Origin of the sequence: Sinorhizobium sp. CB7, assembly GCF_041357635.1 — a bacterium.
Taxonomy (GTDB): Bacteria; Pseudomonadota; Alphaproteobacteria; order Rhizobiales; family Rhizobiaceae; genus Rhizobium.
The window spans coordinates 1-19,261 of record NZ_JAULLL010000022.1 but is presented as its reverse complement, the minus strand read 5'-3'; the positions used below and the strand labels follow the sequence as shown (position 1 = coordinate 19,261).

At 59.8% G+C, this 19,261-nt stretch carries 19 protein-coding genes; 16 read left to right on the top strand and 3 right to left on the bottom strand.

Annotation, left to right across the window (positions count from 1 at the left end; genetic code table 11):
- The first annotated feature begins 6 nt into the window (after positions 1-6).
- The 4 genes from AAE029_RS30395 (at position 7) to AAE029_RS30380 (ending at position 1,870) form a co-directional block, all read left to right on the top strand.
- Positions 7-783: a GNAT family N-acetyltransferase gene (locus AAE029_RS30395; protein ID WP_371076734.1), complete on the top strand. Its 777-nt coding sequence runs from the start codon at positions 7-9 to the stop codon at positions 781-783.
- Positions 780-1,196, top strand: coding sequence for an 8-oxo-dGTP diphosphatase MutT (gene mutT, locus AAE029_RS30390; RefSeq protein ID WP_371076651.1), 417 nt, complete (start codon positions 780-782; stop codon positions 1,194-1,196). Before AAE029_RS30395 ends, mutT begins: the two co-directional genes overlap by 4 nt.
- Before the next feature lie 104 nt (positions 1,197-1,300).
- Positions 1,301-1,621 carry a hypothetical protein gene (locus tag AAE029_RS30385; RefSeq protein WP_371076650.1) on the top strand — a complete coding sequence of 107 codons (321 nt, stop codon included), beginning with the start codon at positions 1,301-1,303 and terminating at the stop codon, positions 1,619-1,621.
- 75 nt (positions 1,622-1,696) lie between these two features.
- Positions 1,697-1,870, top strand: a complete 174-nt coding sequence (locus AAE029_RS30380) for a Flp family type IVb pilin (protein ID WP_371076649.1) — start codon at positions 1,697-1,699, stop codon at positions 1,868-1,870.
- A 123-nt stretch (positions 1,871-1,993) separates the two neighbouring features.
- On the opposite strand, the gene AAE029_RS30375 is transcribed toward AAE029_RS30380, so the two are convergent.
- A complete protein-coding gene (locus tag AAE029_RS30375) occupies positions 1,994-2,878 on the bottom strand; it encodes a class I SAM-dependent methyltransferase (RefSeq protein ID WP_371076648.1) in 885 nt (294 codons plus the stop codon).
- 83 nt (positions 2,879-2,961) lie between these two features.
- Between AAE029_RS30375 and AAE029_RS30370 the strand changes: the two genes are divergently transcribed.
- The 5 genes from AAE029_RS30370 to AAE029_RS30350 are packed head-to-tail and all read left to right on the top strand — an operon-like array spanning position 2,962 to position 5,911.
- Complete coding sequence (locus tag AAE029_RS30370; protein WP_371076647.1) at positions 2,962-3,738, top strand: ComF family protein; 777 nt, start codon at positions 2,962-2,964, stop codon at positions 3,736-3,738.
- Positions 3,739-3,770: 32 nt separating this feature from the next.
- Positions 3,771-4,040 (top strand): glutaredoxin 3, encoded by a 270-nt coding sequence (gene grxC / locus AAE029_RS30365; RefSeq protein WP_371076646.1) that lies wholly within the window; start codon positions 3,771-3,773, stop codon positions 4,038-4,040.
- Complete coding sequence (locus AAE029_RS30360) at positions 4,040-4,897, top strand: carbon-nitrogen hydrolase family protein (RefSeq protein WP_371076733.1); 858 nt, start codon at positions 4,040-4,042, stop codon at positions 4,895-4,897. Before grxC ends, AAE029_RS30360 begins: the two co-directional genes overlap by 1 nt.
- Positions 4,894-5,322 carry a DUF1178 family protein gene (locus AAE029_RS30355; RefSeq protein WP_371076645.1) on the top strand — a complete coding sequence of 143 codons (429 nt, stop codon included), beginning with the start codon at positions 4,894-4,896 and terminating at the stop codon, positions 5,320-5,322. The genes AAE029_RS30360 and AAE029_RS30355 overlap by 4 nt, the downstream gene beginning before the upstream one ends.
- A gap of 1 nt (position 5,323) precedes the next feature.
- A complete protein-coding gene (locus AAE029_RS30350) occupies positions 5,324-5,911 on the top strand; it encodes a DUF3291 domain-containing protein (RefSeq protein WP_371076644.1) in 588 nt (195 codons plus the stop codon).
- A gap of 7 nt (positions 5,912-5,918) precedes the next feature.
- Here the strand turns inward: AAE029_RS30350 and ubiG are convergent, their stop codons facing one another.
- Positions 5,919-6,665 carry a bifunctional 2-polyprenyl-6-hydroxyphenol methylase/3-demethylubiquinol 3-O-methyltransferase UbiG gene (ubiG, locus tag AAE029_RS30345; protein ID WP_371076643.1) on the bottom strand — a complete coding sequence of 249 codons (747 nt, stop codon included), beginning with the start codon at positions 6,663-6,665 and terminating at the stop codon, positions 5,919-5,921.
- Positions 6,666-6,809: 144 nt separating this feature from the next.
- On the opposite strand from ubiG, the gene AAE029_RS30340 reads away from it, so the two are divergent.
- The 7 genes from AAE029_RS30340 to clpB all read left to right on the top strand — a co-directional run bounded on the left by AAE029_RS30340 (position 6,810) and on the right by clpB (position 16,815).
- Entirely contained in the window at positions 6,810-7,154 is a 345-nt protein-coding gene (locus AAE029_RS30340; RefSeq protein WP_371076642.1) for a hypothetical protein, read from the top strand.
- Positions 7,155-7,363: 209 nt separating this feature from the next.
- Positions 7,364-8,638, top strand: a complete 1,275-nt coding sequence (locus AAE029_RS30335) for an aspartate kinase (RefSeq protein ID WP_371076641.1) — start codon at positions 7,364-7,366, stop codon at positions 8,636-8,638.
- 92 nt (positions 8,639-8,730) lie between these two features.
- Positions 8,731-10,998, top strand: a complete 2,268-nt coding sequence (gene ptsP / locus AAE029_RS30330) for a phosphoenolpyruvate--protein phosphotransferase (RefSeq protein WP_371076640.1) — start codon at positions 8,731-8,733, stop codon at positions 10,996-10,998.
- A gap of 28 nt (positions 10,999-11,026) precedes the next feature.
- Positions 11,027-12,106: a peptide chain release factor 1 gene (prfA, locus tag AAE029_RS30325; RefSeq protein WP_371076639.1), complete on the top strand. Its 1,080-nt coding sequence runs from the start codon at positions 11,027-11,029 to the stop codon at positions 12,104-12,106.
- Complete coding sequence (gene prmC, locus AAE029_RS30320; RefSeq protein ID WP_371076638.1) at positions 12,103-12,975, top strand: peptide chain release factor N(5)-glutamine methyltransferase; 873 nt, start codon at positions 12,103-12,105, stop codon at positions 12,973-12,975. Before prfA ends, prmC begins: the two co-directional genes overlap by 4 nt.
- Before the next feature lie 335 nt (positions 12,976-13,310).
- Positions 13,311-13,982, top strand: a complete 672-nt coding sequence (locus AAE029_RS30315; RefSeq protein ID WP_371076637.1) for a DUF4167 domain-containing protein — start codon at positions 13,311-13,313, stop codon at positions 13,980-13,982.
- Positions 13,983-14,214: 232 nt separating this feature from the next.
- Positions 14,215-16,815: an ATP-dependent chaperone ClpB gene (gene clpB / locus AAE029_RS30310; RefSeq protein ID WP_371076636.1), complete on the top strand. Its 2,601-nt coding sequence runs from the start codon at positions 14,215-14,217 to the stop codon at positions 16,813-16,815.
- Positions 16,816-16,924: 109 nt separating this feature from the next.
- Here clpB and AAE029_RS30305 read toward each other — a convergent pair whose 3' ends face one another.
- Complete coding sequence (locus tag AAE029_RS30305; protein ID WP_371076635.1) at positions 16,925-18,865, bottom strand: M23 family metallopeptidase; 1,941 nt, start codon at positions 18,863-18,865, stop codon at positions 16,925-16,927.
- Positions 18,866-19,261 lie beyond the last annotated feature (396 nt).

Here is a 19,261-nt window from a genome sequence, read left to right as displayed (position 1 = left end):
CTGTTGATGCAAGCGTCTATCGCAATGAACAATCTGCCGCTCGTACGTCGGCTGGAGGCCGTCGGTTTTCGCGCTTGGCCAGCAGCTTCCGTGCAGTATGACGGAAGCTGGCAGGTGCGGCTGACCGCCGGGCACCCTTCCAAGCGGCTGAACAGCGTCGTGCCGCTCGATCCTTCCGATCATCGCGATATCGAGATCCGGCTTGAAAAGGCAGGCAGGAAGTTCGAGGCCTATGGGCGTCCGCTCACTGTCCGCGAGACGCCACTGGCGCCGCCGGCGCTGATCGACCTTCTGCGCGAGCAGCAATGGACGAGCTTCGACGAAACTATCGTTATGACCTGCGACCTCGCCTCGCTCGAATTGCCGGATACGCTCGATCATCTGCCGAGCCACGATGTCGGTCGTTTCGTCGATGCGAATCTGATGGTGGACAAGGCCGAGCCAGGTCTGAAGCCAGCCCTTGCGGAAATCATCAACGGCATCAAGCCTCCCTGCGGGCTCTTCGTCATAGAGGATATCGCCGCCGGTCCGGTTGCGACCGTTCTTTGCGTGCAGGACAACGATCTCGCCGGGATCGTCTCGCTTGCCGTCATCGAAGAACAGAGACGCAAGGGGCTTGGCGTGGAAATCCTCGCCGCCGCTCTGCGCTGGGCCAGGATGCGCAGCGCCCGCTCCGCCTGGCTTCAGGTCACAGCCGACAATGAGCCGGCGCTGGCGCTCTACCGGCGCTTCGGCTTCAAGGAAGCCTATCGTTATTCCTACTGGCGTCAGGATAGGACATGACGAACGTGGCGGGAATGAAGATCGTTCTGGTCGCCGCCTGCGCGCTCGTCGACAGCGACGGCCGCATCCTTCTTGCCCAGAGGCCGGAGGGTAAATCACTCGCGGGAATGTGGGAGTTTCCCGGAGGGAAGGTCGAAACTGGCGAAACGCCCGAAGAAACGCTGGTACGCGAGCTCAACGAGGAGCTCGGAATTATGACGCGCGTCCCCTGTCTCGCGCCGCTTACCTTCGCCAGCCACACCTACGAGACTTTCCATCTGCTGATGCCGCTCTATGTTTGCCGACGTTACGAGGGAATCCCTCAAGGGAAGGAAGGGCAGGCAATCAAGTGGGTGCGGCCGCAGGCGCTGCGCGACTATCCGATGCCGCCAGCGGATGAGCCACTCATTCCCTTCCTGCAGGACCTGCTCTGACTTTCCACAGATCCAATTTGGATGTGGATATTAATCGATCATTTAGCACCTTCTGCCAAACATCGTCCTCGTTCGGGCGAGTAACACGCGTAAAGAGACTCAATATGGTTGATGACGATTTCTGGAAGGCTGTTCAGGAGAAAGAACAGGCTGCGGGCACGTCACGCAGGACGGGCGCCCTGAACATTGCCCTGCTGTTCGGAACGGCAGCCGCGGCGCTTTCGCTCATTCTTACTCCCATGCTTTCGGACAGGTCGAAATCCAGCGTCTTTGCCAGCGCTCCCATGGAGCTCGACGCCATTACGACGGGGTCGATTCCCAAATCGGAACATGGCAAGCGCTATACGATCCGCCGCAGCATCCTCCAGGATACGCCGGGGTCCGTTTGCATCATTCAGGGGTATGGCGACGGCAATCGTTGTTGATACCATTGCAGCTTAGCCGATGTCACCACATCCGGTTCGCTGATTTTTAGAAATGAATCAGAGGTTTAAGATCGGATGTCTTTAATTCTATCGTTTCTGCGGGATAAAGGCGGTGCAACTGCCATCGAGTACGGCCTGATTGCGGCGCTCATTGCCGTTGCTCTCATCGCCGGTTTTGGCGGGCTTTCCAACAATCTTGCCAACATGTTCAATATGCTCTCGAACACGGTCGACAAGCCGCTCCCTTAGAGCGGGATGCCGAAAAGTGTGCGCGGTTTTCGGCAACATCCCGCTCTAATTTTTTGATTTAGAGACGGATTCAGATTTCACGTCGATTCGACCTGAAATCATTCGGCTCAAGGGGCTTTGCGATCATCGCTTCAACGGGTGCTCTTCCACCTTCAGGGCATCGGCGAGGCGGGCCTTGGCGGAGCCTGGCTGCAGCGGTTTCTGCTGGCTTTCATGCGGCGCCCAACCGGAAGCGTAGATGATGGAAAAGGTTGCCCTTATCCTTCCGTCGGAATCGGAGTAGCGCTCTGCGTAGATCTCCGCGGCGCGCAGGAAGAAGCCACGTGTCAGCGGCTTGCGGCTGCGGGCAGCGAGCGGATTGGCCATGCCCATGGCGCGCAGATCGCGCATCAGCGGAAAGAGGGAGTCGTAACGCACCGTATAATTCTCCGCGTCGACGACTGGCAGTGTGAAGCCCGCTCGCTGCATCAGGCCGCCAATATCGCGCACATCGGCAAAGGGGATGACGCGGGGGCTGGCTCCGCCCGTCATCTCGATCTCGGTCGCAAGCAGGACATCGCGCAGCTCCTGTAACGTGCCTGCGCCGGGGATGGCGGCGAGAAACACCCCGTCCGGCCTCAGAGCACGGCGAATTTGGATAAGGACGCCAGGAGTGTCGTTGGTCAGGTGCAGGTTCAGCGGCGACAGGACAAGATTGACGGATTGCGGCTCCAGCGGCACGTCTTCCAGTGACGAGGTGGTGATCGTCTCTCCGGGCGCCGCAAAATCGGTATTGGCCTCGATGCGCCGCAAACGTCCGATCTTGCCGGTTGCAATCGCCTTGCGGCCGGCTGCGCCGGTGGCTCCGTGAAATTCCACGGCTTCGTCGAAGCGGCGCTCGATAACCGAGAGGCGTTCGGCCATCTCGCTTGCTGCAATATCCAGGAGGAAAGCGGCATTTGGACCGTTTTGTACGAACGCACGCCGTCGATTGGCGGCGATCAGTGTCTGGTCGAAGACGATATCCATGGCATTTTCTCGCAGGTATCCTTGCTTGCGGCAGATCCGCTTTTCCGTCGCAAAGGCGCCAGGAAAAGACTAATGTCAACCATATGGGGACCATCAAAATCGAAATCACGCCATCGGCATGGCTTGCCGGCCTTGGGAGGTCCTTGGCGGCACTTGCGGATTTCCTTTATCCGCCGGGGTGCCCGGGATGCGGGGTTGCAACCGGTAGGCACCGCGGCCTCTGCCCGAAATGCTGGTCCGGCATCCGTTTCATTGAACGCCCTTATTGCGAAGTGTTAGGCAGCCCTTTTTCCCACGACCTTGGTCACGGAATCCTGAGCGCCGAAGCAATTGCATATCCGCCCCCTTTCGACCGGCTTCGTTCCGTTGCAGCGCATGACGGGGTCGTGCGCGATCTGGTGCATGGCCTGAAATATCGCGACCGCACGGACCTTGCGCCGATGATGGCCGGGTGGATGCTGCGGGCGAGTGATGGCGAAGTCGAGCGCTGCGATGCCATCATCCCTGTTCCGTTGCATCGCTTCCGGCTCTTTTCACGCAAATACAATCAGGCCGCCGAGCTTGCGCGCCATCTCAGCCACCTTTCCGGAAAGCCGCTTCTGGCTGCAACCGTCGTGCGCATCAAGCGGACCAGCCAGCAGGTGGGCCTCGGGGCAAAGGCGCGCGAGGACAATGTTCGCGGTGCATTCGGCATTCGCAAGGGCAGGGAGGGGGACATCTTCGGGAAACGGCTCGTGCTCGTCGACGATGTCTACACCACGGGCGCAACCGTTGCCGCCGCAACGCGCGTCCTGAGAAAGGCCGGTGCTGCGGACGTGACGGTTTTGACCTTTGCAAGGGCCTTGTCCGAGCCTATATGACAGGAAAGCTGACTTTTCGTCCGGAGACGTCAATGGCATCGGTTGAAATCTATACGCGCCAGTTCTGCGGTTATTGCGCCCGTGCAAAATCCCTGCTCGATTCCAAGGGCGTGCAGTATTTGGAGCATGACGCCACCTTCTCGCCCGACCTTCGCAAGGAGATGGTCGCAAAGGCGAATGGCGGTTCCACTTTCCCGCAGATTTTCATCGATGGCACCCATGTCGGGGGCAGTGACGATCTGCATGCGTTGGATCGGGCGGGAAAGCTCGATCCCATGCTGGCAAAGCTAGAGGTTGAATGATGACCTTCAAGGCTGCAGCCGTCCAGATGTGTTCCGGCGTCGATCCCGAGAGGAACGCTGCTGTGATGGCGCGTCTCGTCAGGGATGCCGCTTCGAAGGGCGCCGTCTATGTGCAGACGCCGGAGATGACGGGCGCCGTTCAGAAGGACCGGGCAGGTCTGCGCGCGGTGCTGAAGGATGAGGCAGGCGACATCATCGTGAGGACGGGCGGGGATCTGGCCCGCGAGCTCGGTATCCATGTTCATGTCGGTTCCACCGCGATCGCACTCGATGACGGCAAGATCGCCAATCGCGGTTTCCTCTTCGGCCCGGACGGGCGGATCCTCAACCGTTACGACAAGATTCATATGTTCGATGTCGATCTCGACAATGGGGAGAGCTGGCGCGAAAGCGCTGCCTATCGGCCAGGCTCCGAGGCCCGGGTCGTGTCACTGCCTTTTGCCGAGATGGGCTTCACGATCTGCTATGACGTCCGGTTTCCGGCACTTTTCCGCGCCCAGGCGATCGCCGGTGCAGAAGTCATGACAGTGCCCGCCGCCTTCACGAAACAGACCGGCGAGGCGCATTGGGAAATCCTGTTGCGCGCCCGGGCTATCGAAAACGGCATGTTCGTAATTGCTGCCGCGCAGGCGGGATTGCATGAAGACGGTCGCGAGACCTTCGGCCATTCGATGATCATCGACCCCTGGGGCAAGATCCTTGCCTTGGCAGGCGGCACCGGCGAAGCCGTCGTGCTGGCCGATATCGACATCTCGGCGGTAAAGGCAGCGCGTGATAAAATACCAAACCTGAAGAACGGGCGTGAATTCTCGATCGAAAAAACGACCGGAGTGGACGCAGGAGGCGTCGCTGCTTGATTCGCTATTCGCTTACCTGTGATAATGCCCACGAATTCGAAGGATGGTTTTCGGAAAGCGCTGATTTCGAACGGCAGAGGGAAAGTGGTCTTCTGTCCTGCCCCGTGTGCGGCTCGGCCGCCGTATCCAAGCTTCTGATGGTGCCCTCGGTTTCCACGGGGCGCAAGAAGGAAGAGATGCAGACGCTGGCGATGGATACGGCCCGCAGGGAGGCAATGGTCAAGCTCAAGGAGGCCATCACCGCCATCAAGGCCAATTCCGAGGATGTCGGCACACAATTCCCGGAAGAGGCGCGCAAGATCCACTACGGCGAGGCCGATCCCCGCGGCATTATCGGCAAGGCAACGCCCGACGAGGCGCAGGCTCTTGTCGAAGAGGGCATCGAGATTGCCGCATTGCCGGTACTGCCTGATGATGTGAACTGAAATGGGCGGCTCTTCCGCCTGGCGTCTCGCAATCTACAATTTCGGTCTGCATGTGGCACCTTACGATAGCCTGGCGGTCAAGGGATTCCGCCTACGCGAGCCGGCCAATTTTGAGGCCGCCGCACGCGCGAAGGGATTCATTGCGCGATCGGGCTATAGCGGCGAACCGGGACCGGCGAGTTGGGGGAGGCAGGTGTTTCCGCGTTTCATTCAGGAAAGCGGCTTTGAGACGGCGCCATCTTCGCTGTCGCTCTGGACCGATATCGAATCGCTTATGGCCTTTTCCTACAATGGTGTCCATGCGGAGGCGTTGAAGGGCGCGCGACACTGGAACGTCAGGCAGAGCTGGCCGCCCCTGGTTCTTTGGTGGGTTGGAGAGGATCATGTTCCCGAATGGTCGGAAGGCGTGGAGAGGCTGGAGCACCTTCATGACAACGGACCGGGGCCTCGCGCTTTCAATTTTAAGGAGGCCTATGCGGCCGACGGCGGCGCAATGGCGATCGACCGTGACCGCGTGCGGGGGCTCGCCGCCGAGAATGCCGGGAATCAGAGTGAACTGCTGGCCTACGTCAGATCGCTCGAGACATAGCGTTCGCTCAGGCCGGCCGGCGTGCCAACAGCATGTAGTTGACGTCCATATCCTTTGACAGGTTCCACTGATTCTGCAGCGGATTGAAGAAGACGCCCGTGCGGTGGGTGATGTCGAGGCCGGCGGCTGCAAGCGGCTTTTCCAGCTCTTCCGGACGCACCAGCTTCTCATATTGATGCGTCCCTCGCGGCAACCAGCGCAGGACATTTTCCGCCGCGAAGATGGCAAGAGCGGCCGCCTTCATGGTGCGGTTGATCGTCGCGACGAACATCAGGCCGCCCGGGCGCACCATCTTCGCGCAGGTCGATATGAAGAAATCGACATCGGCGACATGCTCGACGACTTCCATATTGAGTACGATATCGAAGGTCTCGCCGGCTTCTGCCAGTTCTTCGGCGGTGACTGCACGGTAGTCGACCGACACTCCGGACGCTTTCGCATGGGTGGAGGCGATGCCGATGTTTTTTTCCGAAGGATCGGCGCCGACCACGGAAGCGCCCATCCTTGCCATCGGCTCGGAAAGCAGGCCTCCGCCGCAGCCGATATCGAGTACGCGCAGCCCCTCAAGCGGCCGGGCGCTTCTCGGTTCACGGTTGAAATTGGCTGCCGCTTGATCACGGATATAGGCAAGCCGCACCGGATTGAACTTATGCAGCGGCTTGAACTTGCCGGTGGGGCTCCACCACTCCGCTGCCATGGCGGAAAAGCGGTCCACTTCGCTCTGGTCGATCGTTGTCTTGGCCGCTTCGCTCATTGCAGTTCTCCTATACCGATCACGATGAAGTCGGACGATCGGGAACGGAAGTCAAGGGGACGAGGGCGGCCGGTCTGCCTCTTGCCACTCTCGTCAATTTCTGCCTTCCTAATGCAATCGAGGAATCAGCCGAGAGGCGCAGCGATGTCGGAGCCGGAAGAAGATAAGATCGATGCGACATTCCGCAACGGGTCGGTGACGGCAGTCGGTATCATCCTCGGCTTTTCATTCAACCTCATCAGCAACTGGGTTTCCAATCCGAATGACTGGAGCCGCATCGATATCCTACCCTCCGCCCTGCTGCTTGCGGGCATCGTCATTCAGGTGAAGGCCCTGGCGGATCTTCTTGGGCGCGATTCACTGCTTGTCATCAAATACGACCAGGCGCGTCGTCTTTTCATGGTCGGCGTGCTCGTTCTTGCCATCGGTATGGCGGTTGCGCTCGCCAACGATATTCTCGGTCTCGGCAAAATGCCGTTGCTCGGCTAAGTATGATGGACGGCGCTATGCGTTCTATAGCCGCTGCTCATTCCCATTGCACCTGCTGTCCAAAGCCGCTAAGAGACGCCGCAACCTGGCGCTTGCCAGCGCATGATCTTGCCGGAAGCCGCGGGTTTTTCGGGAGCGCGCGGCGGTCCAGATCGTTTGTCGGGCGCGTTCCGGGACGGAGCGCCGCGAATAGGTACCGGTAGAGGCTGATGGCGCGCATCGTGATGAAATTCGGCGGGACTTCCGTCGCTGATCTGGACCGTATCAAGAATGTCGCCCGCCATGTGAAACGGGAAGTGGATGCCGGTCACGAGGTGGCTGTCGTCGTTTCCGCCATGTCAGGCAAGACCAATGAGCTGGTCGGCTGGGTGCAGGGAATGCCGAAAGTGATCGGCGCCAATTCGCCTTTCTACGATGCGCGCGAATATGACGCCATCGTCGCTTCCGGCGAGCAGGTGACCTCGGGACTGCTGGCGATCGCGCTGCAGGCGATGGATATCAATGCGCGCTCCTGGCAGGGCTGGCAGATTCCGATTAAAACCGACAATGCCCATGGCGCGGCGCGCATCATGGAAATCGACGGGGCCGACATCATTCGCCGCATGGGCGAGGGGCAGGTCGCTGTCATCGCCGGCTTTCAGGGGCTCGGACCCGACAACCGCGTTTCGACCCTCGGGCGCGGTGGCTCGGATACGTCAGCAGTCGCGATTGCAGCGGCAGTGAAGGCCGACCGATGCGACATCTATACCGATGTAGACGGCGTCTATACGACCGATCCGCGCATCGAGCCGAAGGCACGGCGCCTCAAAAAGATAGCCTTCGAGGAAATGCTGGAAATGGCGTCGTTGGGCGCGAAGGTGCTGCAGGTGCGCTCGGTCGAGCTCGCCATGGTGCACAAGGTGCGCACCTTCGTGCGTTCGTCGTTCGAGGATCCCGATGCGCCGGGTATGGGCGATCTGTTGAACCCGCCCGGAACGCTGATTTGTGACGAGGAAGAAATCGTGGAACAGGAAGTAGTCACCGGCATCGCCTATGCCAAGGATGAAGCCCAGATCTCGCTTCGACGTCTGGCCGACCGGCCTGGCGTTTCGGCCGCAATCTTCGGGCCGCTCGCCGAATCCCATATCAATGTCGACATGATCGTCCAGAACATCTCCGAGGACGGATCCAAGACCGACATGACCTTCACGGTGCCTTCGGGCGATGTCGAGAAGGCGATCAAGGTTCTCGCCGAGAACAAGGGCAAGATCGGCTACGATGTCGTCCAGAACGAATCAGGACTGGTGAAGGTGTCGGTGATCGGCATCGGCATGCGCTCGCACGCGGGCGTTGCGGCGACCGCTTTCCGTGCACTTGCCGAAAAAGGCATCAACATCAAGGCGATTACCACCTCGGAAATCAAGATTTCCATCCTGATCGACGGTCCATATGCAGAACTTGCTGTGCGGACTTTGCATTCCTGCTACGGTCTGGATAAGAGTTGATTTAACGCTGAGAAACGACGGGCCCTGACGGAGGACAGTTCGGACAGGCCACCTGCCGGCGGAGACATCGGTATCGGGGAGCGAGTGACGCAATGAGAGACCTTTCCGGCGGTCCGCGCGTTCTGCTCAAGCGGCTGCGCGAATTGATGGCGGAGCCGCTCGAGCCGCAGGAGCGCCTCGACCGGATCGTGCGCCAGATTGCGAGCAATATGGTGGCGGAAGTCTGCTCCGTCTATGTGCTGCGCGCCGATGGCATTCTTGAGCTCTACGCGACCGAAGGCCTCAAACGGGAGGCTGTCCACCTTGCGCAGTTGAAGATGGGGCAGGGCCTCGTCGGCACCATCGCCGCGTCCGCCCAACCGCTCAATCTCTCCGATGCACAGTCGCATCCGGCCTTCCGTTATCTGCCGGAGACGGGTGAAGAAATCTATCATTCCTTTCTCGGTGTGCCGATCTTGAGGACCGGGCGTTCGCTCGGCGTTCTTGTTGTGCAGAACAAGGCCAGTCGCACCTATCGCGACGAGGAGCTGGAAGCGCTCGAGACGACGGCGATGGTCCTTGCCGAGATGATCGCGACGGGCGAGCTCAAGAAGATCACCAAGCCCGGCCTGGAACTTGACCTTACGCGTTCGGTGACGATCGACGGCGACAGCTACAATGAAGGCATCGGCCTCGGTTATGTCGTGCTGCACGAGCCGCGTATCGTCGTCACCAATCTGCTCAACGAGGACACGGAGAAGGAAATCCGTCGTCTTTCCGAGGCGATGGGATCCTTGCGCATTTCGATTGACGATATGCTGTCGCGCCGTGAGGTCTCCATGGAAGGCGAGCACCGCGAGGTTCTGGAAACCTACCGCATGTTCGCGAACGATCAGGGCTGGGCGCGCAAGCTCGAAGAGGCGATCCGCAATGGCCTGACGGCGGAAGCGGCGGTCGAGAAGGTACAGAGCGACACCAAGGCGCGCATGATGCGCCTGACCGACCCTTATCTGCGCGAGCGCATGCATGATTTCGAGGACCTCGCCAACCGACTGCTGCGGCAACTGACCGGCTATACCGCAAAGACCGCCGGCGAGGGCTTCCCGAGCGACGCGATCATTTTCGCCCGTGCCATGGGTGCGGCAGAGCTGCTCGATTATCCACGCGCCAATATCCGCGGCCTCGTGCTGGAAGAAGGGGCGGTCACCAGCCATGTGGTCATCGTTGCACGGGCCATGGGAATACCGGTGGTTGGTCAGGCGGCGGGCGTTGTAGCGCTTGCGGAAAACGGTGATCCGGTCATCATCGACGGCGACGAGGGGCACGTGCACCTGCGGCCCATGGCCGACCACCAGCGCTCCTACGAGGAGAAGGTGCGTTTCCGGGCACGGCGGCAGGCGCAGTTCAGGGCACTGCGTTCAGTCGAGCCGGTGACGAAGGACGGGCAGCGTATCACGCTCCTGATGAATGCCGGCCTGCTCGTCGACCTGCCGCAGCTTTCCGAATCGGGCGCCGAGGGTATCGGGCTCTTCCGCACCGAGCTGCAGTTCATGATCGCGTCCACCATGCCGAAGGCGGACGAGCAGGAAGCCTTTTACCGGAACGTCATGAAGCAGGCGGGCGAGCGAATGGTGACCTTCCGCACGCTCGATATCGGCGGCGACAAGGTCGTGCCCTATTTCCGCGGCCACGAGGAAGAGAATCCCGCACTTGGCTGGCGAGCGATCCGGCTTTCTCTCGATCGGCCGGGACTGCTGCGCACGCAGCTGCGTGCCATGCTGAGAGCCGCCGCCGGCGGCGAGCTTCGGATGATGGTGCCGATGGTCACTGAGGTTTCCGAGATCCAGGCGGTGCGCGACCTGATGCAGAAGGAAGTGCAGCATCTTTCGCGTTTCGGCTATACGCTGCCGCGCAAGCTTCAGTTCGGCGCCATGCTGGAAGTGCCGGCGCTGCTGTGGCAACTCGACGAATTGATGGATGCAGTCGATTTTGTCTCGGTCGGTTCGAACGATCTCTTCCAGTTCTCCATGGCCGTCGATCGCGGCAATGCGCGGGTCGCCGACCGCTTCGACGTGCTTGGCCGTCCGTTCCTACGCATCCTGCGCGAGATCATAAGGGCCGGCGAGCGCAACAAGACGCCGGTGACGCTTTGCGGCGAGATGGCTGGAAAGCCGATCTCGGCGATGGCTCTCCTTGGTCTCGGTTTCCGCTCCGTGTCCATGTCTCCGGCGGCAATCGGTCCCGTCAAGGCCATGCTGCTCGGTCTCGATGTCAGTGCGCTTGCCAAGGTCATGGACGAGGCACTTGACGACACGCATCCGACCTTATCGATGCGCGATGTCCTTGTCGGCTTCGCCGAGAGCCACAATATTCCGGTCTAGAAACATATAAAAAGAATTGGAGTGTAGGGTGGCGAAGCTTCCTGTCGAAAAGATGCGTGAGCTGGAGCGCCGGTTCGGCGAGATCGAGGCGCGCATGTCAGCGGGCCCGTCGGCCGAGGTTTATGTTAAACTTGCCTCGGAATATTCCGAACTGCAGCCTGTCGTCGCGAAGATTCGCGCCTATGAGAGGGCGGTGGCCGAGCTTGCGGATCTGGACCACATGCTTTCCGATAGGACTGTCGATCGCGAGATGAGGGATTTGGCGGAAATCGAGCTGCCGGACGTGAAGGAACGGCTGGAAAGACTGGAACAGGAGATCCAGATCCTGCTGCTGCCGAAGGACGCCGCCGACGAGAGGAGCGCGATCCTGGAAATCCGTGCCGGAACGGGCGGCTCCGAGGCCGCTCTCTTCGCCGGTGATCTCTTCCGCATGTATGAACGCTTTGCCGCCGCCAACGGCTGGAAGGTGGAAGTCCTGTCGGCAAGCGACGGTGAGGCGGGCGGCTATAAGGAAATTATCGCGACGATTACCGGCAAGGGGGTTTTCTCGCGATTGAAATTCGAATCCGGCGTCCACCGCGTGCAGCGCGTCCCCGAAACGGAAGCGAGCGGACGCATCCATACTTCCGCAGCCACCGTCGCCGTTCTGCCGGAGGCCGAGGAGATCGACATCGACATTCGGGCGGAAGATATCCGCATCGATACAATGCGTTCGTCCGGCGCTGGCGGTCAGCACGTCAACACGACCGACTCGGCTGTGCGCATCACGCATCTGCCGACCGGCATCGTCGTGACAAGCTCTGAAAAATCGCAGCACCAGAATCGCGCCAAAGCAATGCAAGTGCTGCGCTCCAGGCTTTATGACCTCGAGCGGCAGCGAGCCGACAGCGAGCGTTCGGCTGACCGCAAGAGCCAGGTCGGATCCGGCGACCGCTCGGAACGCATCCGCACTTATAACTTCCCGCAAGGGCGGGTCACCGATCACCGCATCAACCTGACGCTCTACAAGCTCGATCGGATGATGGAAGGTGATATGGACGAGGTGGTGAATGCACTGCTTGCGGACTATCAGGCAAGCCAGTTGGCACAGCTCGGCGAGCAGCAATGAAGGAGGCCGAAGCGACGGTTTCTGATATTCTCAGGGAGGTACGAGGCCGCTTTGCGGAGGCGAAGCTGGACGATCCGGCCTTGGACGCGCGTACCCTCGTCGCCGGACTTCTCGGGATGTCGAAGACAGAGCTGTTGATGCGGACCAACGAGACGGTTGAGCCGCAGCGGCAGGCCGTGATCGAGCAGGCCGTCCAACGGCGGTTGGCGCATGAGCCAGTGCACCGGATTCTCGGCGAACGGGCATTCTATGGACTTTCGCTTAAGCTTTCCCCGGACACGCTGGAACCGCGTCCGGATACAGAAATTCTCGTCGATACGGTGCTTCCTTATGCCCACCGCCTTGTAACTGCGCATGGCAATATCCATATACTCGACATAGGAACAGGGACAGGCGCAATCTGTTTGGCACTTCTTCAGGAATGCCCAGATGCCCTTGGGACAGGAAGCGATATTTCCGCAGGAGCGTTGAAAATCGCGGAAGAAAATGCGGAAAAGAATGGTCTTGAAGGACGGTTCCGCAGCTTGCAAAGCAATTGGTTCGAGACTATCCAAGATCAGTTTCATGTGATTGTCTCAAATCCGCCCTATATTGCGAGCAGTGTCATTTCCAGCCTTGCTCCGGAAGTGAAGAACTTTGATCCTTCAACAGCTCTGGATGGCGGGATAGATGGGCTTGACGCCTACAGATCCATTGCCAAAGATGCGGCAAGGTTCCTGCATCGCGACGGCATTGTCGGATTGGAGATCGGTTACGATCAACGGGCCGCTGTGACGGCGATCTTCGAGGCCTCGCACTTTCACTTGCTGGAGGCGGTTCGGGACTATGGTCAGAACGATCGTGTACTGGTGTTCGCGTGCAACGGATGAGCGACAAATTGCAGCAGTCAATGGGACGTTATTGCTATTGCGAAGAAAAGACTTGGATTTCCTGAGGAAGCGATATAGGTTGCGCTCACGCGTTGGGCGTCCTGGAGTGAACGGGATTCGTTCGTATCTGGATCGCCTCGGAGGTTCCCTCTTTAAACGAAAGTTTCAAAGGTTGAACACAGCCCAATGCGTGAATCAGTTAATCTGACTTGAGAACAAGCGACAGGTCGGCGCGAGGCGCCGCCTGCTTGCGGCACAGAGGCCTGACCCGGTTTGCGGGCATGGCTGTGGGTGCCATGTATTCATCACAACAAGAGAATTCAGGTGAGCGATCGATGAGGCCAGGACAGCAAAACAAGCGCGGTCGAGGGCGCGGCAACAACAACGGCGGCGGCGGCAACAACAATAACAACAACTTCAACCGCAAGGGGTCCAATCCGCTGACGCGGACTTATGACAGCTCCGGTCCGGATGTGAAGATTCGCGGTACGGCTCAACATATCGCCGAAAAATACTCCGCGCTGGCCCGCGATGCACAGAGCTCCGGCGACCGTGTCATGGCCGAAAACTATCTCCAGCACGCCGAGCACTACAATCGCATCATCGCCGCCGCCCAGGCGCAGATGCAGGAGCGCTACCAGCGTGATGATCGTCACGATTTCAGTGATCGTGACAACATCGACCGCGATATCGACGAGTTGGATACCGCCGAAGTCGAGGAGCGGCCTGTGGTCGTGGCTCAGCCGGCTCCCCAGCCGGAGGTGATCGACGGAACGGGTCCGCAGCCCGTGATCGAGGGAATCCCGGCCGAGGTCGCCATCGAAGAAGAGGCTCCGGCCTCTGGCCAGCGCGAACGCCAGCCGCGTCGCCGCAACGCGGGCAATCGTCCCCGCCGTCAACCGCGTCGTAGCGCCAATGGCGATGCTCAGGGTGAGGAAGGCGCAGCCGAAGGTTCTGGCGGCGAGGCGCAGGATGCGCCGGTGCTTGCCGCGGCTGCTTCCGAATAGGACCCGAAGCGGAATATTCTAGATCTGATTCTTGTAATAAACCCCGGCCCAGTCGGGGTTTTTTCATTTCTGCGGGCCTTTAAACTCTTCAAATACCATACCATATTCTGCCAGACTGCTTCGCCGCAAATCTCAATCGTGGCGAGGAGAAAAGAGTTTGCCTTTTGAGGGAACTCAATCTCAATCATCGGCCTGCGCCATATAAGGGCAGGGCGATTCATGGAGGTACAGTATGAATATCGAAAAATATTCCGAGCGGGTCCGCGGCTTCCTGCAATCCGCACAGACCTACGCCCTGGCACAGGGCCACCAGCAATTCACACCCGAGCATGTTCTCAAAGTACTCCTTGACGACGATGAAGGCATGGCCGCTTCGTTGATCGAGCGGACCGGCGGCGACGTCAAAGCAGCACGTCTTGCCAATGATGCGGCACTTGCAAAACTGCCGAAGGTCTCCGGCGGCAATGGTCAGGTGTATCTGGCGCAACCGCTTGCCAAGGTATTTTCGACCGCCGAGGAGGCCGCCAAAAAAGCGGGCGACAGTTTCGTAACCGTCGAGCGATTGCTGCAGGCGCTCGCCATCGAGCCATCCGCTTCGACTTCGACCACGCTCAAGAACGCAGGCGTGACGCCGATCGCCTTGAACCAGGTCATCAACGATATTCGCAAGGGTCGCACTGCCGACTCCGCCAATGCGGAGCAGGGCTTCGATTCGCTTAAGAAATACGCCCGCGACCTCACGGGCGAGGCCCGAGAGGGTAAGCTCGATCCGGTCATCGGCCGCGACGATGAAATCCGTCGCACGATCCAGGTTCTTTCCCGCCGTACCAAGAACAATCCCGTGCTGATCGGTGAGCCGGGCGTCGGCAAGACCGCGATTGTGGAGGGCCTGGCGCTCAGGATCGTCAATGGCGACGTGCCGGAATCGCTGAAGGACAAGCGGCTGATGGCGCTGGACATGGGTGCCCTGATTGCCGGCGCGAAGTTCCGCGGCGAATTCGAAGAGCGACTGAAAGCCGTCCTCAACGAAGTGCAAGCGGAAAACGGCGAAATCATCCTCTTTATCGATGAGATGCACACGCTGGTCGGCGCGGGTAAGGCGGATGGTGCAATGGACGCATCCAATCTGCTGAAGCCGGCGCTTGCCCGCGGCGAACTGCATTGCGTCGGTGCCACCACGCTCGATGAATACCGCAAGCATGTCGAGAAGGATCCTGCACTTGCCCGCCGCTTCCAGCCGGTCATGGTCGACGAGCCGACGGTCGAGGACACCATCTCGATCCTGCGCGGATTGAAGGAAAAATACGAACAGCATCACAAGGTCCGGATCTCGGATTCAGCCCTGGTCGCCGCTGCCACGCTTTCCAACCGCTACATCACCGACCGTTTCCTGCCGGACAAGGCCATTGACCTGATGGACGAGGCGGCCGCAAGGTTGCGCATGCAGGTCGATTCCAAGCCGGAAGAACTCGATGAACTCGACCGCCGTATCATCCAGCTCAAGATCGAACGCGAAGCATTGAAGAAGGAGACCGATCAGGCTTCGGCTGACCGCTTGCTGCGACTGGAAGCCGATCTTGCCGCTCTCGAAGAGGAAGCAAATGCCCTGACGGCGCGCTGGCAATCGGAAAAGCAGAAGCTCGGATTGGCTGCGGACCTGAAGAAGCAGCTCGATGAAGCCCGAAACGAATTGGCTATCGCCCAACGCAAGGGCGAATTCCAACGGGCCGGAGAGCTTGCCTATGGCGTCATTCCGAAGTTGGAGAAGGACCTGGCTGCTGCCGAAGATAGCGACGGAAGCCGCGATGCGATGGTGCAGGAGGTCGTGACGCCTGATAACATCGCCCATGTGGTCTCCCGCTGGACCGGGATTCCCGTGGACAAGATGCTGGAAGGTGAACGCGAGAAGCTGCTGCGCATGGAAGACGAGCTGGCGGCCTGGGTTGTCGGCCAGGGGGATGCCGTCCAAGCGGTCTCGCGCGCAGTGCGGCGTTCGCGTGCAGGCCTGCAGGATCCGAACCGGCCGATTGGCTCGTTCATTTTCTTAGGCCCCACCGGCGTCGGCAAGACCGAGCTTACCAAGGCGCTCGCACGCTTCCTCTTCGACGATGAAACGGCGATGGTCCGCATGGACATGTCGGAATATATGGAGAAGCACTCCGTTGCCCGGCTGATCGGTGCACCTCCCGGCTATGTCGGTTATGAGGAAGGTGGTGCCTTGACCGAATCCGTCCGTCGGCGCCCCTATCAGGTCGTCCTGTTCGACGAGATCGAAAAGGCGCATCCGGATGTCTTCAATGTTCTGCTCCAGGTGCTGGACGATGGACGCCTGACAGATGGGCAGGGCCGCACGGTCGATTTCCGCAATACCATGATCATCATGACGTCGAACCTCGGCGCGGAATATCTGACCAAGCTCGGCGAAAACGAAGACAGCGAGGCGGTTCGCGAGCTCGTCATGGGCGAAGTGCGTGCCCACTTCCGGCCGGAGTTCCTGAACCGCGTCGATGAGATCATCCTTTTCCACCGGCTGCGCCGCGAGGAAATGGGTGCGATTGTCGACATCCAACTCAAGCGTCTGGTCGCGCTCCTGTCGGAACGCAAGATCACGCTGGAGCTGGACGAGGATGCCCGCAGCTGGCTTGCGAACAAGGGCTACGATCCGGTCTATGGCGCAAGGCCGCTGAAGCGGGCGATCCAGAAATATGTTCAGGATCCGCTTGCCGAGCTCATCCTGTCCGGCGAGATTCCGGACGGCTCGACGGTCAAGGTCACCAGCGGTACCGACCGCCTGTTGTTCCGGCCCCGCCGATCGGTCAGCGAAGCGGCCTAATCCAGACGAAAATTGAGCTATTCAGGCGCTGCGCATCTCCGGATGCGCGGCGCTTGTCGTTCCGCGAGGTTTCCGTCTCTGCGAGGTTCCCATTGGCCGCATGCCGCAATCAGTTGCGGCTGGCCACTTCGCTCGGCGTGCCGAGCAGCGTATCGATGCGCTTACGCTCGTCTTCGAACTTCGCAAGCGCTACGCCTTCTAGGGATTTGCCGCCCGGCAGGCGGATACGCTGCGGATCGACCCGCGTGCCGTTGACGATCAGCTCGTAATGGAGGTGCGAGCCGGTGGCCACGCCTGTCGAACCGACGAAGCCGATAACCTGACCCTGAACCACTTTAGCTCCCGGAACGACGCCTTTTGCGATGGCGCTCTGGTGGTTGTAGGAGGAAACGTAGCCGTTGGCATGTCGGATAAGCGTCTGGTTGCCGTAGCCGCCGGAATCCCAGCCTGCCTTTTCCACGACGCCGTTGCCGGTTGCGATGATCGGCGTTCCGCGCGGCGCAGCCCAGTCGACGCCGGTATGCATGCGCGCAAAACCAAGAACGGGATGGCGCCGCATACCGAAGCCTGAGGTGAAGTGGCCGTTCGGAACGGGATTGCGCAGCAGGAATTGACGTATGCTCTTGCCGTCCTCGTCGAAATAGTCGATCGAGTGATCGTCCGGATCCTCGAAACGATAGAAGCGGGTGACGGTGTCGCCGAATTTGGCGTTGACGTAGAGGAGCTCGGAACCGGGTGCGGCCTTTCCGCTTTCGTCGGCGGCGGAGAAGAAGGCCTCCAGCGAATCCTGCGGCTTCAGCTGTGCCTGGAAATCGACGTTGCTTGCCAGAAGCTTGATGATCAGGGCGATCATGTCCTGCGTCATGCCGTAGGAAAGGCCGGCGCGATAAATCCCGTCGTAGATCCGGGGCAGATCGCGGCCGGCGGCTACGGTAATATTGGTGTCGTCGAAAGCGCTGGCGATGGCATCGAGCTTCGGCGGTTCCGCACCGGGTACGAAACGGCCCTGATCGTCCATCGCCATGGTCACCGCGTGCTGGGTGCCGTGATAGAGGCTGGCGCGGATGATCTTTGCCTGCTCGCCTTTCTGAATAATGCCAATGCGCAGCACGTCGCCGGCCGCAAGGTCAGTGGTGCCGAGTTGCGGCGAGAGGAATGCGGCAATACCGTCTGCCTGCGGCTTCGGATAGCCGGCATTCGCAAGGGCCTGTGTGATCGCCATGTTCTGGCGGACCGGAATGACGTCGTCGGCATATTCAGGCGTCTGTGGTGTGATCGATTCCTGCGCGGCGACGGACATATTCTGCTCGAGAACCCGCGCTGCAAGCCCCGCGGTCAGATCGACGTCGCTGTCATCATTGGCGAAGCGTTGCGGATCCACATAGTAGAGCGCCGAAAGCTGGGTATTGCCGTCGGTAAGAACAGAACCGTTCGAGCGAACATTCTCCTCCACCTCGTCGAGAGACATGGTTTTGGCAAAGGTGAAAGATGCATCCTTGGTCGGGAAGGGAACGGTCTTCAGACTGACCTCGGATTCCACATCGGATCCATAGATCGAGCCGGTGCGATTGGCGGCAGCCGGGATACTGTTTTCCGCGGAAAAGATCGAAAGCGGATCGAAGTCGGGATAGTCTTCGGTCGCAACGTGATTTGCGGCGAGCGTCATCTTTACATGGACGAAAGGTTGTCGGCGGACGACCTCCTTCTCGCCGTCGTTGACCACCGTGGAGACGTCCATGACCGTCTTGTCGGAGGGCCTGGCTGCGATGGCTGGCGCGATGAGCCGGCTGCCTCGGGTGACATTGCCGTTATGATTGTCATGGGAGAGGTCGGCAGTCGCATAGGCCTCCGCGGGGATGGCAAGCTGCTGGCGACCGTCAAGGGCCGCAAACAGCGCAACGCCCATGAGAATACTCGAGGTAATGCCTGTGAGGAACGTGCCCGAAAGCCAGCGCAATGAAATCTCGCGGCGGTCGGGCGCCCGGCGGCCATCGGCCAGGATTGGCGGCTCGTTGCCAAGCGATCGGAGCACCACTTTGTCCGTCATCATGCCAATCGGGTCCGGTTCCTTTTCGAGCAATCCTGAAAGCGTGGGCGGAAGAAGTGCATATTTATTACCGAAAAGTCAAATCGGGATGGATTGATGATTGCAGGCCAAACGTGCCTGAATCATGTGCATCGGAAGAACATTCGATTGTGAATTTGTAAGGGCAGAGACGAAAATTACCGATCACATCTGCACTGTTTCCGACGATGGTAGACGATGAAATTTACCCTGAATTGTACGGGCGCTCAGGACCTGTCGCTATCCGTGCTCTCATAAGGAGCGATTCAAAATATCGCTTTAGATTCAAGCAGCTGAGCGATTTTGAATTTTTTTTGAAAGTTGCTGTTGACTTGGTCTGAGGGGTAGGATTATAAGCGCCATCACTGACGAGGGCGGCGG

What these genes read in the sequence shown, in the direction of transcription:
- mutT (WP_371076651.1), top strand. Translation starts at nt 780, where the DNA reads ATGACGAACGTGGCGGGAATGAAGATCGTTCTGGTCGCCGCCTGCGCG.
- AAE029_RS30385 (WP_371076650.1), top strand. Translation starts at nt 1,301, where the DNA reads ATGGTTGATGACGATTTCTGGAAGGCTGTTCAGGAGAAAGAACAGGCT.
- AAE029_RS30395 (WP_371076734.1), top strand. Translation starts at nt 7, where the DNA reads ATGCAAGCGTCTATCGCAATGAACAATCTGCCGCTCGTACGTCGGCTG.
- prmC (WP_371076638.1), top strand. Translation starts at nt 12,103, where the DNA reads ATGAAGGAGGCCGAAGCGACGGTTTCTGATATTCTCAGGGAGGTACGA.
- AAE029_RS30335 (WP_371076641.1), top strand. Translation starts at nt 7,364, where the DNA reads ATGGCGCGCATCGTGATGAAATTCGGCGGGACTTCCGTCGCTGATCTG.
- AAE029_RS30350 (WP_371076644.1), top strand. Translation starts at nt 5,324, where the DNA reads ATGGGCGGCTCTTCCGCCTGGCGTCTCGCAATCTACAATTTCGGTCTG.
- ptsP (WP_371076640.1), top strand. Translation starts at nt 8,731, where the DNA reads ATGAGAGACCTTTCCGGCGGTCCGCGCGTTCTGCTCAAGCGGCTGCGC.
- AAE029_RS30375 (WP_371076648.1), bottom strand. Translation starts at nt 2,878, where the DNA reads ATGGATATCGTCTTCGACCAGACACTGATCGCCGCCAATCGACGGCGT.
- AAE029_RS30370 (WP_371076647.1), top strand. Translation starts at nt 2,962, where the DNA reads ATGGGGACCATCAAAATCGAAATCACGCCATCGGCATGGCTTGCCGGC.
- AAE029_RS30380 (WP_371076649.1), top strand. Translation starts at nt 1,697, where the DNA reads ATGTCTTTAATTCTATCGTTTCTGCGGGATAAAGGCGGTGCAACTGCC.
- ubiG (WP_371076643.1), bottom strand. Translation starts at nt 6,665, where the DNA reads ATGAGCGAAGCGGCCAAGACAACGATCGACCAGAGCGAAGTGGACCGC.
- clpB (WP_371076636.1), top strand. Translation starts at nt 14,215, where the DNA reads ATGAATATCGAAAAATATTCCGAGCGGGTCCGCGGCTTCCTGCAATCC.
- AAE029_RS30360 (WP_371076733.1), top strand. Translation starts at nt 4,040, where the DNA reads ATGACCTTCAAGGCTGCAGCCGTCCAGATGTGTTCCGGCGTCGATCCC.
- AAE029_RS30315 (WP_371076637.1), top strand. Translation starts at nt 13,311, where the DNA reads ATGAGGCCAGGACAGCAAAACAAGCGCGGTCGAGGGCGCGGCAACAAC.
- grxC (WP_371076646.1), top strand. Translation starts at nt 3,771, where the DNA reads ATGGCATCGGTTGAAATCTATACGCGCCAGTTCTGCGGTTATTGCGCC.
- AAE029_RS30340 (WP_371076642.1), top strand. Translation starts at nt 6,810, where the DNA reads ATGTCGGAGCCGGAAGAAGATAAGATCGATGCGACATTCCGCAACGGG.
- AAE029_RS30305 (WP_371076635.1), bottom strand. Translation starts at nt 18,865, where the DNA reads ATGATGACGGACAAAGTGGTGCTCCGATCGCTTGGCAACGAGCCGCCA.